The sequence below is a fragment of the Absicoccus intestinalis genome (assembly GCF_033971885.1).
Classification (GTDB): Bacteria; Bacillota_I; Bacilli_A; order Erysipelotrichales; family Erysipelotrichaceae; genus Absicoccus; species Absicoccus intestinalis.
The window spans coordinates 47,006-62,466 of the sequence record NZ_JALBUS010000012.1 but is presented as its reverse complement, the minus strand read 5'-3'; the positions used below and the strand labels follow the sequence as shown (position 1 = coordinate 62,466).

The 15,461-nt window shown below is 40.7% G+C and carries 14 protein-coding genes, 1 pseudogene and 1 riboswitch; of the genes and pseudogenes, 10 read left to right on the top strand and 5 right to left on the bottom strand.

Annotation, left to right across the window (positions count from 1 at the left end; genetic code table 11):
- A pseudogene (locus tag MOZ64_RS11650) lies at positions 1 to 113 on the top strand (IS30 family transposase); the annotation flags it as partial.
- 44 nt (positions 114 to 157) lie between these two features.
- Here the strand turns inward: MOZ64_RS11650 and MOZ64_RS08295 are convergent.
- The 4 genes from MOZ64_RS08295 to def all read right to left on the bottom strand — a co-directional run bounded on the left by MOZ64_RS08295 (position 158) and on the right by def (position 4,122).
- Positions 158 to 670 (bottom strand): energy-coupled thiamine transporter ThiT, encoded by a 513-nt coding sequence (locus MOZ64_RS08295; protein ID WP_320326094.1) that lies wholly within the window; start codon positions 668 to 670, stop codon positions 158 to 160.
- Between the two features lie 31 nt (positions 671 to 701).
- A riboswitch (TPP riboswitch) is annotated at positions 702 to 799 on the bottom strand.
- Positions 800 to 821: 22 nt separating this feature from the next.
- The gene (locus MOZ64_RS08290) at positions 822 to 1,664 is read right to left on the bottom strand and encodes a metallophosphoesterase (protein WP_320326093.1); all 843 of its coding nucleotides are present in this window, start codon (positions 1,662 to 1,664) and stop codon (positions 822 to 824) included.
- A gap of 48 nt (positions 1,665 to 1,712) precedes the next feature.
- The gene (locus tag MOZ64_RS08285; protein ID WP_320326092.1) at positions 1,713 to 3,512 is read right to left on the bottom strand and encodes a ribonuclease J; all 1,800 of its coding nucleotides are present in this window, start codon (positions 3,510 to 3,512) and stop codon (positions 1,713 to 1,715) included.
- Positions 3,513 to 3,570: 58 nt separating this feature from the next.
- Positions 3,571 to 4,122, bottom strand: coding sequence for a peptide deformylase (gene def, locus MOZ64_RS08280; RefSeq protein WP_320326091.1), 552 nt, complete (start codon positions 4,120 to 4,122; stop codon positions 3,571 to 3,573).
- A gap of 105 nt (positions 4,123 to 4,227) precedes the next feature.
- Here def and MOZ64_RS08275 point away from each other — a divergent pair, with 105 nt between their 5' ends.
- From MOZ64_RS08275 to MOZ64_RS08255, 5 genes are read left to right on the top strand one after another with little or no spacing between them, the layout of a single operon-like run.
- A complete protein-coding gene (locus MOZ64_RS08275) occupies positions 4,228 to 5,400 on the top strand; it encodes an FtsW/RodA/SpoVE family cell cycle protein (protein WP_320326090.1) in 1,173 nt (390 codons plus the stop codon).
- On the top strand, positions 5,397 to 5,942 hold the full coding sequence (gene rsmD, locus MOZ64_RS08270; protein WP_320326089.1) for a 16S rRNA (guanine(966)-N(2))-methyltransferase RsmD: 546 nt from the start codon (positions 5,397 to 5,399) through the stop codon (positions 5,940 to 5,942). The genes MOZ64_RS08275 and rsmD overlap by 4 nt, the downstream gene beginning before the upstream one ends.
- A 2-nt stretch (positions 5,943 to 5,944) precedes the next feature.
- Entirely contained in the window at positions 5,945 to 6,433 is a 489-nt protein-coding gene (gene coaD, locus MOZ64_RS08265) for a pantetheine-phosphate adenylyltransferase (protein WP_320326088.1), read from the top strand.
- Complete coding sequence (rnc, locus tag MOZ64_RS08260) at positions 6,417 to 7,103, top strand: ribonuclease III (RefSeq protein ID WP_320326087.1); 687 nt, start codon at positions 6,417 to 6,419, stop codon at positions 7,101 to 7,103. Before coaD ends, rnc begins: the two co-directional genes overlap by 17 nt.
- A gap of 9 nt (positions 7,104 to 7,112) precedes the next feature.
- Complete coding sequence (locus tag MOZ64_RS08255; protein WP_320326086.1) at positions 7,113 to 11,402, top strand: PolC-type DNA polymerase III; 4,290 nt, start codon at positions 7,113 to 7,115, stop codon at positions 11,400 to 11,402.
- On the opposite strand, the gene MOZ64_RS08250 is transcribed toward MOZ64_RS08255, so the two are convergent.
- Positions 11,399 to 12,064: an N-acetylmuramoyl-L-alanine amidase gene (locus tag MOZ64_RS08250; protein WP_320326085.1), complete on the bottom strand. Its 666-nt coding sequence runs from the start codon at positions 12,062 to 12,064 to the stop codon at positions 11,399 to 11,401. The two genes, MOZ64_RS08255 and MOZ64_RS08250, sit on opposite strands and share 4 nt — an antisense overlap.
- Before the next feature lie 152 nt (positions 12,065 to 12,216).
- On the opposite strand from MOZ64_RS08250, the gene glyA reads away from it, so the two are divergent.
- The 4 genes from glyA (at position 12,217) to MOZ64_RS08230 (ending at position 15,458) form a co-directional block, all read left to right on the top strand.
- Positions 12,217 to 13,443 carry a serine hydroxymethyltransferase gene (gene glyA, locus MOZ64_RS08245; protein WP_320326084.1) on the top strand — a complete coding sequence of 409 codons (1,227 nt, stop codon included), beginning with the start codon at positions 12,217 to 12,219 and terminating at the stop codon, positions 13,441 to 13,443.
- Positions 13,443 to 13,913, top strand: coding sequence for a 23S rRNA (pseudouridine(1915)-N(3))-methyltransferase RlmH (locus MOZ64_RS08240; RefSeq protein WP_320326083.1), 471 nt, complete (start codon positions 13,443 to 13,445; stop codon positions 13,911 to 13,913). The genes glyA and MOZ64_RS08240 overlap by 1 nt, the downstream gene beginning before the upstream one ends.
- Before the next feature lie 61 nt (positions 13,914 to 13,974).
- Positions 13,975 to 14,163, top strand: coding sequence for a hypothetical protein (locus MOZ64_RS08235; protein WP_320326082.1), 189 nt, complete (start codon positions 13,975 to 13,977; stop codon positions 14,161 to 14,163).
- 107 nt (positions 14,164 to 14,270) lie between these two features.
- Entirely contained in the window at positions 14,271 to 15,458 is a 1,188-nt protein-coding gene (locus tag MOZ64_RS08230) for a phosphoglycerate kinase (RefSeq protein WP_320326081.1), read from the top strand.
- Positions 15,459 to 15,461: the final 3 nt, after the last annotated feature.

The following is a 15,461-nucleotide window of genomic DNA, read 5'->3' as shown; positions in this document are numbered from 1 at the left end:
AGCTAAAGCATAATCTTGAACTGATGAATAATCGGCCACGAAAGTGCCTTGGCTATAAGACACCAAATGAAGTTATGAACGAAATAGACTCACATACATCGTGTTGCACTTAATTTGACAATTCATCCATGAAAAAAACGCAGATTGCTCTGCGTCATTATGCTTTTTTTATACGTGGTGCTAATGATTCCATCAATAAAGGAACCAAGATCAAACCAATAATGGTTGTTGGTACCATGTACCAGGCTTGATAAATAATGGATCCCATCCATGTGGTCTTATAGAAGACAACCCCACTAATGGTTGAAGAAAGAAAACGAATGAGATTGGTGATCAATACCCCGGAATAAAAGTATTTATAATTGGGAAATAAACAAGCCAAACCATATACGCTAAAGGCAATGAAGTAATCCAATAAGAATTGGGTAAAGCCCAATAGATACATCCTTCCAGTCACGAATTGGCAGAATACACTGACGATCGCAACGACTGTACCTTTCTTCCATCCTAAATGATAGCTAGCCAATAATAAAGCGATGGTAGAAACACCAAGGCTACCACCTTGTGGCATTTGTAAGAAACCCAAGGTATTGATAAACATATCCAATACCATAAATAGGGCTACATAAAATGCCATCAAAACAAGATCTTTCACTGATAAATCTTTCATAAAAAAAACACCTCCATTGAGGCGCAAGGAACTTAAAGACTTTAAGACTCCCTACGCTAGTATTACCTAGATCAGGTCATAAGGGATCGCACTGCATCTCAGTCCTGGTGGACACCCCTGTCTTGACAGTCCATATCATAAGCTATTTTATCTATTTCTTCAATATATAATAATTAATTTCTGGTTTGGCTCCATAACGAACATCCAAATTGGTACAACCCACTCCAGTGGAAATATCATAGTCAAAACTTAAATTGGTGGCATGACTTCGATTTAATTTTGATGCCCCTGATACCGTTTTATAGGGACCCAATAAAGGGAAGGTAATCTGGGTGCCATGGGAATGGCCAGCCCATGCCAAAGAAATATGTTTGGAAGCCAACGAACTATCGACCAAAATGTCTGGTTTGTGACAAACCAATAGATTAAAGGTTTTGGAAGATAGTTTTTGTGTTGCACTGGAAATCCCATTTGTATTGGATAGACCAATGAAACGAATCCCTGAAGAGCTCCCATTATACAAGCTGACTTGACGATTATCTAACACTTCAACTTGGGCTTTTTTATAGATCTTCTTTAATTCAGCTTTATGGCTTTGATCCTTTTCGCCCCAAACCGCAAATTTACCTAGTGGAGCTTGGATCTCCTTAAATTTCTTTAAAATATAGTTTTGTGTTTTCGTATCAAAGGTCGTATTCGTGTCCAATACATCGCCGCCAAAGATCAGAATATCGGGATTTAATTCTTTGATTTGGGAAAACACACGATCACATCGTTCTTTGTTTTCAAATGAGCCATATTGTAGATCAGTAAAATAGAGAATGGATACATCCTTCATGGAAGTAGGAATTCTATCATCTTTTATGGTTCGATAATTCACAGCTAATTCACTGGGTTCATATTGAATGGCATGATATAAAGAAACATCAAAACCAATGACGATCACCAATAAAACAACGATGATGGCCAAAAGACGTTTTTGCCAACGATGCATGGATTCCACCTCCTATCCATCGATTCTATCAAAAAAAGAAGATCATAGCTAATCTTCTTTCACTTTTTCTCTCGGTTTTGAACGGTGCGATTTGCGTTTCTTCGCCAATTCTTCCATGGTCTTTCTGGAATTGATGATTACTGGGATCACGATTGGATTTCGATGGGTCTTCTTATATAAGAACGGCTCCAATGTCGAACGCACACAATTCTTTAATTCACCAAATGTGGTTTTTTCTTTCATTTGTTCCTGCAAAGATTTTCCAACGATAAAACTTGCTTCTTTCATCAATCCTTGTGAATCTTTGATGAACACAAAACCACGTGACAAGATCACAGGGGGTGCCAATAAGGTATTGGTTTTGGAATCGATTGCGATCACGACAGCAACCATACCATTTTCCGCTAAGATCCGGCGATCTTTTAAGACGGCAGTGGAAAGACCCGAAACATCATTGCCATCCACATAGATATCATCCCCCTGGAATCGCCAATTGCTTGGTAAGACTTGATGATCTCGTAAGATCAAGATATCACCATTGGCACAAATAAACGTGTTTTCTGGTGGGATGCCCGTATCGATGGCTGTTTGACGGTGGTGCATCAACATCTTAAATTCACCATGCACAGGCATGAAATACTTTGGCTTGATCAATTGGATCATCAATTTTTGTTCCTTTTGCGAAGCATGGCCTGTTGTATGCAAGTTATTCAAAATGGATTTGGTTAAAACTTTTGCACCAGCTCTAAATAAGTTATCGACCACTCGATTGACACTGTCTTCATTACCCGGAATGGGATTCGAAGAGAAAACAATCGTATCTCCTGGTTTTAAGTGAATATGTTTATGGGTTCCATTCGCAATGCGGCTTAAGGCAGCCAATGGCTCTCCTTGCGATCCTGTACAAATAATACAAACCTTATCATCTGGTGTATGAGCCAGTTCTTCTGGTTTCAACATTTGCGAATTTTTAATCTTGATCGTACCCATCTTACGACCAATATCAACGACATTTTCCATGCTTCGACCAAAGACGATCACCTTTCGATGACACTTGACCGCAGCTTCCATAATTTGCGCGACCCGATACACATTGGATGCAAATGTTGCGACGATCAAACGACTCTCTGTATTGTTGCGCATGATGTCCAATACTTCTTTGGCAACAACACGTTCCGAAATAGACATTTCTTCTACTCCCGAATTGGTCGAGTCACTCATTAATAAATCCGGTTGGCTTGCACCAATAAAGGCCATTTTTTGATAGTCAGCATTCGTACCCACTGGTGTGAAATCAAACTTGAAATCACCGGTTTCCACCACACGACCATTTGGCGTGTTGATCAAGACGCCCAACGAATCGGGAATGGAATGAATCGTATTAAAAAAGCCAATTTGGAAATATTTCGTTTGAATATTCGAGTCTTCATTGACTTCAATGATCTTGGTGTGTTCCAAACCTTTGTGTTCATTGAGTTTTTTTAATATCAAAGCTTTCGCAAACCGAGGCGCATAGATCGCATCGATCTTTACTTGTTTTAATAAAAAGGGAATTCCTCCAATATGATCTTCGTGACCATGGGTGATCACTAAAATCTTGTGTTTTTTATTCATGCGAATCAAATGATGATAATCAGGGATGACATAGTCGACACCGAGCAAATCATCGTCTGGAAATAAAACGCCACAATCAATGATACAAATTTCATTGTCATGTTCGAAGCAGTACATGTTCTTACCGACTTCGCCCAAGCCACCAAGGGCATAGATCAAAGTGTCGTTTTTTTCTACAGAATATGTCTTTCGATTGATCGCATGCCGATTATTATAATCTTGTAGTTTTGGCATGTTGACCTCTTTCTTTTGTATTAATTTTATACCAAGTATAGCCGAAAAAAAAGCAGAATTAAATGACTTCTGCTTCTGGATCTGCCTTCCAAGGATCATTTGGATCAATTCGATCATAAAATAATATGCCAGATAAATGATCAATTTCATGTTGGAGGGCAATCGCAAAATAACCATTGGCCGAAATAACGGTCTTTTTATCCTGGACCAGATCATAACCACGCACTTTAATTCGTGCATGACGGTAGACATGGCCGGGATGCTCTTCTTTGACCGATAGACAACCTTCACCACCATTTAAGTATCCATTTTGCACGGATTCGGAAATGATCTTGGGATTGGCCAATGCCACTTCATGGATACCATCTTCTTCGGGAACGACCACGGCCAGTAATTGTTTGGGAATACCCAATTGAATCGCAGCAATGCCAACGGCAGGTTGTAATCCTTCCGCTTGGGCTATTTCTTCATCTTGCGAATCCTTTACATACTGCAACATGGCTTGAAGCAGTTGTCGATCTTCATCCGACAGGGGCAGATCGACCGGTAGGCTTTTTTCACGTATTCTTGGATCGGAATCCAAGATGATATCTTCCATTGTTAGTTTCATCTTCTCACCTTCGTCCTTATTCTAAAGCAAATTTGTCTTCCTGACAATTTATTTGAACGAGGCATGTCCAAATATGTTAGAATGATTGTTACTGAAGGAGGATGTATGGCTCGAATTCGTAAAATCGCCATGGATCGACGATTGACTTGGTTGGTTGTCGCTTTAATGGTTTTTGGCAGTATCATGATCGTTTCTACGGATGTAGGTCAAACAACATCCGATGCCAACATCGTTTGGCGAACGATTGCCCATCAGTGCATGTTTTGCGGCATTAGTTTGGTCATCATGTATATATTTTTTCGCTATTTTTCTTTTCGTTTATTTAATCGTCTGCAACCACTCTTGTCGGTGTTTTTCCTCGGCTTGATGTTGCTTCCTTTCTTATTCAGTGCCTCGGGTGGCTCGCATGCCTGGATCCGCTTGGGAAGCTTTTCCATTCAACCCGCTGAATTTGTGAAACCCTTTATGGTCTTATTGGCAGCCAATGCCATTAATCGAACCAAAAAAGAAAAAGAACTCTTACGCTCTTTTAACGATCTTTTTAAAGTGCCCAATCTCATGATTGCTTTATTCGCCATTGAATTGATCCTTCAAAAAGATTTAGGAACATTGTCCATATTGATCATGACCTATCTGGTTTGTGTGGAAATCCCGACCTTTCCGGTATTGAAGAAAACACAGAATCGCATCATTGCCGCTTTGTTGGTGTTGGTCGTATTGGGAGTAGGCCTCTTTTTTGTCACGGACCTCGGAACCAATATCATTGCCAAGACCCCTTTTTCGCATGTGGCTACACGAATTGAAAATGCGAAGAATCCCTACAATGATATCTATGGAGAAGGGTATCAGCCCGCCAACTCTCTTTATGCGATTGGCTCTTCCAATGTGATTGGGAAAGGATTGGGCGAATCCAGTCGGAAATACGGCTATTTGACCCAAGCTGATAACGATTATATCTTGGCCGTTGTCTTGGAAGAAACCGGTATCATCGGATTGGGTCTGATCATTCTTATGTATATCTTATTATTAGGTCGCTTGTTGTATTATGCGTTTCGAACCAATGATCTCGCTTATAAGGTCATTCTGGGGGGAACAGCCACCTATATTTTTATGCACTTTTTCTTAAACGTTGGAGGTGTGACGGCATTGATGCCATTTACCGGTGTTCCTTTATTATTTATTTCCAGTGGTGGATCCAGTTTGATGTCGGTTTGTATGGCGTTGGGAATTTGTCAAAGCTGTATTGGCTATATTCGTGTCAAGGAGATGCATCGATGAGGATCGTTAGTGGGAAATATGGTTCGCGCCGTTTGGAAAGTGTACCTGGCCAAGGCACCCGTCCTACGGCTGATAAAGTAAAAGGCGCCATTTTTTCAAGCTTAGGCAATCAATTTGATGGTGGGCGTTTTTTAGATTGTTACAGTGGAACAGGCAATATGGCTTTAGAAGCTTTATCACGCGGAATGGATGAAGCAGTTTGTGTGGATAAAAACATCAAAGCCATTCAGACCATCAAAAAAAATGTTGCCTTGTTGCAAGTGGAAGCACAGTGTCAGATCATTCGTGGAGATATCTTTTCCGTATTGGATCGATTGAGTCAGCCGTTTGATTTGATCTATATCGATCCACCCTATGCCAAACAAAAAAATGCATTGTTGATTGAACAATTGCGTCAACATCAATTACTAAAAGATACATCGATCATTGTGGTGGAAAGTGATGAAAAAGATGACTTTCCCCATCAAATTGTTGATTTTGTGATTTGGAAAACAAAATCGTATCGCAATACGAAAATTACCTATTATCGAAAGGAGAAATGAGCATGCCAACAGCCATTTTTTGTGGTGCCTTTGATCCGGTCACCAAGGGTCATATGGATCTGATTGAACGAGCCAGTACGCTCTTTGATCATTTGTATGTCTTTGTGGCACCAAATTCAGAAAAACATCAAGTCTTTAGTGCGGAAAGACGTCTAGCTTGGCTAAAACAAGCTTGTATGGCATATCCCAACGTTTCTTGTCGCATTCAAAAAGGATTGACCGTTGATGCGGCTCAATCGGTGCATGCGAAATATTTGATTCGAGGCATGCGCAACAGCCAAGATTTTGAATATGAACTAAACATGGCAACCATGAATCGATCCATCGATGATCATTTGGAAACCATTTGCCTTTTCACAAAACCGGAACATATGTTTTGTTCCAGTTCCAATGTACGTGAATTGTTACGATATCATTTAGATATTTCAGCCTTTGTACCCGATTGTGTACGAAGGGATCTAGAAGGAGGAACCCATGAAGACATTGAGTGAATGGATGCATAGCCAAGGCTATGAAACCAAGAATGAAGAATTATATTTGGAAGCATGTACGCATTCGAGCTATGCGAATGAACATGCCAACGATCCCATTGATAATAATGAACGATTGGAATTCATGGGAGATGCCGTTTTGCAGATATGGAGCTCGGATCAATTGATCCATATGCAGCCAAAACTGCATGAAGGCCAAATGACCACATTACGAGCGCAAACGGTTTGTGAAGCGACTTTGGCTAAATTAAATGATCAATTGGGATGGTATGAATTCTTACGCTTAGGTGTTGGTGAGATCAAAACGGGAGGTCGCCGCCGTCGTTCGATCATGGCTGATCAATTTGAAGCTTGTATTGGGGCTATCTATTTGGATCAAGGCTATGCGGTTTGTGATGAAATTCTGACAAAAGTGATGAAACCAGAATTTTCCCAACCCAAAAGTGAAGATGTGACCGATTATAAGACGCATCTTCAAGAAGTGATCCAAGCCGATAGTCGCAAGACCATTCAATATCGTTTATTAGAGGAAACGGGTCCAAGCAATGCGCCAACATTTACCATGGGAGTCTACTTGGATGATATTTTATTAGGAAAAGGAACATCCGGAACCAAGAAAAAAGCCGAACAAAAAGCAGCCAAAGATGCCTTTGAAAAAATGGCGAAGTAGAGGCAGATCATGTCCGATATGTATGAACTGTTAGAAAAATATTTGTCCCCAGATTGTTTGTCCTATTTTGAAAAAGCCCAAAGCTTTCAACCGCCAATCTATCATGCCATCCAGAATTGTTTGGAACTATCGATCCAAGTGGAACAAGTCTTGCCTTTTGAGGTGTATCGACAAACGTGTCATGAATTGAAAGTAGCCTTACATACCGATATTACGCTCCACATTCAAGCCAAAGATCCGGTATGTGCCATGAGTGATCTCGATCTTTATGTGGAACGCATTGTTGCCAGTCATCATGAATACCAAGCTTTTTGGTATTTGCATCCTTTTATGGAAAAGGATGTCGTTTGTTTTGCGACCCATGATGAAAGTCGTTTGGCCCAGCTCAAACGAGGCTTGCCATCCTTAGAAAACGAGTTGGCCACATTTGGCATTGTGATGGAATTTGTCTGTCGATTGAGCGAAGAGGAAGAAGAAATCGAAACCAAAGAGATGGCTTTGCCAAAAATAGAAAAACCGGTTGTTTCGACGCCTAAAAATAAATACATCAAAGATGTGATTGCTTCATCGATTGGTGATTTGCGTGTCGGTATGCACAATGTAGCGATAGAAGGGCATATCTTTTCGGTTGAAAATCGGGTATTGAAATCCAAACGAACGTTACAAGAACTGTATATCAGTGATTATCAAGATGCGATCGTTGCCAAACGTTTTGAAGGAAAACGCTGTTCGATCGATGAGATCAATGCCGTCAAAAATGGGCAGACCGTACGCTTGACGGGCGAAGTTGTCTATGACAATTATTCCCAATGTGATAGTTTTATGATTTCAAAATTGGAAGCCATCCCCGCTAAAAAAAGAGAAGATACAGCCAAAGAAAAACGAATCGAATGGCATGTCCATTCCAACTTTAGTGAAATGGATGGTGTTGCTGCCATTGAAGATTATATTCAAACCGCCTATGACTGGGGCATGGAAGCTATTGGCGTATGTGATCACGATGTCGTGCAAGCTTTTCCTTTTGCCCAGCATAAAGTAGAAGCTTTGATGAAACAAGATCCCAATCGTTCGTTTCAGATGTTGTATGGCTGTGAAATGAATATGGTCGATACCCATTTTCAAGTGGTGACCAATAATGATCATCGATCCTTGGAACAAACGACCATTGTCTCTTTTGACTTAGAAACAACTGGTTTATCACAGCGATTGGATAAGATCATTGAATTTGGTGCGGTAAAGATGGTCAATCGTGAAGTGGTGGATCGAAAACAATTATTTATCAATCCCCAAATGGCTATTCCAGCCGATATTTCAAATTTAACGCATATCACGCAAAGAGACGTGGAAAATGCGAAACCCATCGATCAAGTATTGGATGAATTATTGGATTGGATCGGAGATGCCGTTTTAGTTGCACATAATGGTTCTTTTGATTTGGGATTTATGAATGCGGCTTGTCGTGCTTGTGGCAAACCAGAAATGACCAATCCGATGATCGATACGTTGCCATTGGCACAATTGATGATGGATATGAAAGGTTATCGTTTAGGTGCGGTTTGTCGTCATTATGGTGTTGCCTATGATGGGGAAGGGGCCCATCGTGCCGATTATGATGCGGAAGTCTTGAGTCGTTGTTTTTGTTGTATGTGGAATGAATGGGGACCCGATGCGACATTGGATACATTGGAACACATACCAAGCGAAGATAAATGGTTTAAAAAACATCCCAGTCATATTACGGTCTTTGCGAAAAATAAAGCAGGCCTAAAAGAATTATTTGAATTGGTGACCATGTCCCATACAAAGTATTTAGCTTATAATAAAAATTCCAATACGAGTTTAGCGCATCCGCGTATTGTGAAACACGAACTTCAAAAATATCATGAAAAGGGCAATTTGCTCTTTGGTACGAGTTGCCAGAATGGTGAAATTTTTGATTTGGCCCATACACGCAGTGAAGCGGAATTAGAAAAGGCCTTGGCTTTTTATGATTATGTGGAGATCCAGCCCTTGGATTGTTACCGGAATTTATTGGATCGACATGCCCTTCATTCGGTGGATGATCTGAAAAAAGTCTTGCATTTTATCATGGATAAAGCAGAGGCGATGGATATTCCAATCCTTGCTTCGAGCGATGCCCATTATGTTGAGCCGCATGACAAACGGATTCGCGATATCTATATCAATGCGAAAGCCATTGGTGGGCAACGACATCCATTGTATGTTTATAATACACAAGCTCGGAAGATGTCTTCGGCCCCGAATCAACATTTGCGTACAACCGATGAAATGTTAAAGGAAATGAGTTGGCTGGGTGAAGAAAAAGCGTATCAATATGTGATCGTCAATCCGAAACGATTAAAGGAAAGTTGTGATGAGATCTTTCCCATTCATGATAAATTGTATCCACCAGAAATTGAAGGATCGGATGAGAAATTACGCAAGATTTGTTTTCAAACCGCTCATGCGATGTATGGAGAACAATTGCCGGAAATTGTAGACAAACGATTGACACGTGAATTGGATAGTATCATTGGCCATGGCTATTATGTGGTTTACTATATTTCTCATTTATTGGTCAAAAAAAGTAATGATGATGGATATATTGTTGGTTCGCGAGGATCGGTCGGGTCTTCGTTTGCGGCAACAATGTCGGGAATTACGGAAGTCAATCCATTGATCCCGCATTATTATTGTCCACATTGTCATCATTATGAATTCTTAGAAGAAGGTACGGTCAGTTCCGGATTTGATCTGCCCGATAAAGAATGTCCAGTTTGTCATCATCCCATGAAAGGGGATGGCCAAGATATCCCCTTTGAGACTTTCTTAGGTTTCGAAGGCGATAAAGTTCCGGATATTGATTTGAATTTTAGTGGTGATTATCAGCCGGTTGCACATAATTATTGTAAGGAAGTATTTGGTGCCGATCATGCCTTTCGAGCTGGAACTGTCGGTACGGTAGCCGAAAAGACCGCGTATGGATATGTCAAAGGATACGAAGAAGAGATGGAGATCGAACCGTTTTCGGATGTCAAACGAGTCGATCTGGCCAAGAGTTGTGAAGGTGTCAAACGAACGACAGGGCAGCATCCAGCCGGTATCATCGTGGTGCCTGAAGATATGGATATTCATGATTTTACGCCAGTTCAATATCCGGCCAATGATCCGCATGCGACTTGGTTGACTACGCATTTTGATTTCCATCAGATCCATGATAATATCTTGAAATTTGATATTTTAGGTCATGTGGATCCAACGGCGATGAAAATGTTAGAAAACATAACTGGCATCGATGTCACGACATTACCGATGAATGATCAGGCGACCATGGCTATTTTTAGTTCCGTTGATTCGTTGCATATTGATACGACGCGATATGATCAAATCACCGGTGCGGCGGGGATTCCTGAATTTGGTACACCCTTTGTACGAGGAATCTTGGAAAAGACTCGACCAACGACCTTTTCGGAGTTGGTCACTATTTCCGGTTTGAGTCATGGTACCGATGTATGGCTTGGCAATGCCGAAGCTTTGATTGATGCCGGAACGTGCAAATTAAGTGAGGTCATTGGTTGTCGTGATGATATCATGGTCGAATTGATGGGGTATGGCATGAAGCCAAAATTGGCCTTCCAGATCATGGAGTTTGTGCGTAAGGGCAAAGGCTTGAAAGAAGAATGGATCAAGGAGATGAAGGCATGTAACGTGCCGGATTGGTTCATTGAGTCTTGTTTGAAGATCAAGTACATGTTCCCAAAAGCCCATGCGGTGGCCTATGTCATGATGGCGGTGCGCATTGCGTGGTTCAAGGTACATCGTCCGATTGCGTATTATTGTATGTTCTTTAGTATTCGTTGTGATGCCTATGATATTGCGACTATGATCAGTGGGGAACAGGCCATTCGTCAGAAAATGACGGAAATCAAGAAAAAAGAAAAAGAAGCGCCCAAAGAAGTGACAAAAAAAGATCGAGATATCTATTCGACCTTGGAATTGGCATTGGAAATGTTTTGTCGAGGATATCGGTTTTCCAATATGAGCATCACTCGCAGTGACGCGACAGACTTTATTCAAGATCCAGAAGATGAAAAGAGCATCATTCCACCTTTTACGGCTTTGGATGGTTTGGGAGCCAATGTGGGTCGTTCCATTGTTAAAGCACGAAAGGAGCGTCCGTTCTTATCCAAAGAGGATCTTATCAATCGAACCCAATTATCGAATTCATTATTAAAGACCATGGATAGCATGGGTGTGACCGAAGGATTGGATGAAGAAAATCAGATGACGTTATTTTAGTCATCTGATTGTTTTTGTATATAGGAAATATAGGCATTCGCAATGTCTTTACAAATGGTTTTGCGATAGGTGGCTTGTTCTAGGTCTTCCAGTTCGTTTTCATTGGTGATAAATCCCACCTCGATCAACATGGATGGAATGGATAACTGATCCACGACATACAATGGATAATTGGTGGTGGTTTCGATGCCACGATCATATTCCCAACCGGATTGCGATAGATTCTCTGCCATTGTCTTATAGATGGCTTTGGATGCTTTGTCACTGCTTTTGACATAGGCCGTATAGCCATAGGCTGAGGCATCGGCCGAATTAAAATGGATGGATATATAATAGTCGGCTTCTTGTTCTTTGGCAATCTTTACACGCGCTTTCAAGTCTTTGGATACGTTTGATGGCCACGAAACCGTATCGGAGGTTCGGGTATAGACAACGCGAATATTTTCATCCGACGCTTCGATGTATTTGCCAATTTGTTTGGCATAGGCAAGGGTGAGTGCTTTTTCATAGGTGCCATCTGCCGCAATGGCGCCGGTATCATAACCTCCATGTCCGGCATCAATGCATACAACGATCGCATTGTTTTGATAATCGAGATAGCGGATCAAACCAATGCCAATGACCAATACAAGACAGAGCAGGACGATAAGAATTTTTTTCATTTGTTGATTCATATGTAGGATATATTACACCCATTTACTTTAAATGAAATTTAAATTTTTTTAACAACTGAAAAAAACGATTTCTTTCATGGAAAGGTAAAGACAGAAGTAGGGGAATCAGTTATAATATTCATAAAACGGAGGTCATTTCAATGAGAGATAATGAAATGTTTGATATCATTGCCCAAGAAGAACAACGACAATTGGACAATGTAGAATTGATTGCGAGTGAAAATTTCGTATCCAGAGAAGTTCGGCAAGCGCAGGGTTCGGTATTGACCAATAAATATGCGGAAGGGTTGCCAGGTCATCGTTATTATGGTGGTTGTGTCAATGTGGACAAAGCTGAACAATTAACGAAAGATCGTGCCATGAAATTATTTGGTGCCGAATTTGTGAATGTACAGCCGCATTCAGGGGCACAAGCCAATATGGCTGTATACAATACGATCCTACAACCCGGTGATATTGTGATGGGAATGAATCTAACATCGGGTGGTCATTTAACGCATGGTTCCAGTGTCAATTTTTCAGGGAAACTTTATCATTTCATTGAATACAATGTGAATAAAGAAACAGAACGAATTGATTATGATGAATTGGAGCACATGGCCATGGTCATCAAACCAAAATTGATCGTAGCGGGTGCGTCTGCGTATCCACGAATCATTGATTTTGAGCGTTTTGGTGAAATCGCCCATAAATGTGGTGCCTATTTGATGGTGGATATGGCTCATATTGCCGGATTGGTTGCGTGTGGACTGCATCCAAGCCCGATTCCATATGCGGATTTTGTAACAACAACGACCCATAAAACTTTGCGTGGCCCTCGTGGTGGTATGGTTTTCTGCAAAGAAGAATTTGGTAAGAAATTAAATTCATCCATTTTCCCAGGTCTACAAGGAGGACCATTGGAACATGTCATTGCGGCTAAGGGTGTATGTTTATATGAAGCGATGCAGCCAGGTTTTAAGACTTATATGGAACAAACGTTGAAGAATGTACAAGTCATGGTCAAAGGCTTCCAGGATGCGGGTTATCGTTTGGTTTCTGGTGGTAGTGACAATCATTTGTTGTTGGTGGATCTAAAAGGTTCGAAAGGTATGACTGGTAAACGGGGTGAATATCTATTGGATCTGGCTGGTATTACCGTGAATAAAAATACCATTCCATTTGAAACGGAAAAACCATTTGTGACTTCTGGTTTACGTATTGGTGCGGCTGCCATGACGTCTCGTGGTTTCAAAGAAGCGGAATTTGAAAAAGTCATTCATTGGATCGTCGATGTTTTGGATCACGATGATGAAGACTATGCAAAGCGTGTACGTGAAGATGTTGTGGCTTTGACTCGTCAATTCCCGGCAGAGGCGCAAATTTAATGCGTCTGATTGCCATTGGCAAGAATAAAGATCGTAGTCTGCAACAATTACAGAAAGAATATATAAAGCGTTTATCCTCGTTTGATACCATGGAGATCGTAGAAGTAAAAGATGAACCGAATGTGCATACCGATCGGGATAAAGAAGTGGAATTGATCAAAGAGAAGGAAGGTTTGCGTGTCTTAGACAAGATCAAACCTTCGGATTGGGTGATTCTTTTGGATCTGAAGGGGAAGATGTTGGATAGTATTGATTTTGCTCATAAAATGCAAGGGTGGCAAGATCAAGGGGCACATCTGGTCTTTGTGATTGCGGGATCATTAGGTCCTTCGCAAGCTTTGATCGACCGGGCGGATTTTCGTTGGAAATTATCCGATCTAACGTTTACGCATTTAATGACAAGGATCCTTGTTTTAGAACAGGTCTATCGGGCGTTCATGATCAATCATCATCGTCAATATCATAAGTAAATAAGGATACGTTTTGTGTTATTTTCGCTGTAAGAAAGGGGATTATGGTTTAGGGGATACCATGAAATTATATAGGGGATTGATTTGTGTCAATATTGTTTTTGCATGTTTGATCTTATTTGAGATCATTGGTTATGCTTGGTTGATGCATAAACAGCCAAGTTTAGCTTGGCAATTGGATATCGTATGCATCGTTGGTTGTGTGATCGATATCATTTGGTGTGTACATGCATGGATCGAGGAGCGTTAAAGATGGCTCCTCGTTTTCTTTTTGTGAAGTTTTACACGAACGTCTAGGAAAACCCAAAATCAAGTGTTATAATAAATACGCATATTTATACAGTAGGAGGAGTTTAAATGGCAAAAAGAACTGTAAAAGACCTTGATGTAAATGGAAAAAAGGTCCTTGTACGTGTTGACTTCAACGTACCAAGACAAGATGGAGTGATCACGGATGATAACCGTATTCAAATGGCTCTGCCAACGATCAAGTATTTAGTTGAAAACAATGCGAAAGTCGTATTATTCTCACATTTAGGTAAAGTAAAAACAGAAGAAGACAAAGCAAAGAACAATTTGGAATGTGCTGCTGTTCGTTTACAAGAATTATTGCCAGATACAAAAGTAAGTTTCTGCCCAGAAACGAGAGGGGCTACATTGGAAAATGCTGTAGCTGCTTTGAAAGATGGCGAAATCTTAGTTGTTCAAAATACACGTTATGAACCAGGTGAATCGAAGAACGATCCTGAATTAGGAAAATATTGGGCAAGCTTAGGCGATGTATTTGTGGAAGATGCTTTTGGATCTGTGCATAGAGCGCATGCATCTACGGTTGGTATCCCAACAAACTTAAAAGAAAATGCGATTGGTTTCTTGGTAGAAAAAGAAGTAACCATGTTAGGTAAGGCTGTAGACAATCCTGTTCATCCATTCATTGCAATCATTGGTGGATCAAAAGTTTCCAGCAAGATCGATGTCATCGATAACTTATTGAAGAAAGCCGATAAAGTCATCATTGGTGGTGGAATGGCTTACACATTCTCTGCTGCGCAAGGTGGTAAGATTGGTGATTCTTTAGTTGAAGAAGATAAGATCGATTTAGCGAAAGAATATCTTGAAAAAGCAGGTGACAAATTGGTATTGCCAGTTGATAATGTGATCGCCGATGCTTTCTCAGAAGATGCAAATACACAATATGCCGATGCTGGTCAAATTCCAGATGGATGGCAAGGATTGGATATTGGTCCAAAATCGGTTGAATTGTTCAAAGAAACATTGGCTGGTGCCAAAACCGTAGTTTGGAATGGACCTATGGGTGTATTCGAAATGAAGAAATTTGCGAAAGGTACAGAAGAAATCTGTAAAGCCATTTCGGAATTACCAGATGCAATTACTGTCATCGGTGGTGGAGATTCTGCTGCAGCCGCAAAACAATTAGGATATGCAGACAAATTCTCTCATGTATCCACTGGTGGGGGTGCTTCACTTGAATATATGGAAGGTAAGACATTACCAGGTATCGCAATCATTAGCGATAAAGACTAATTA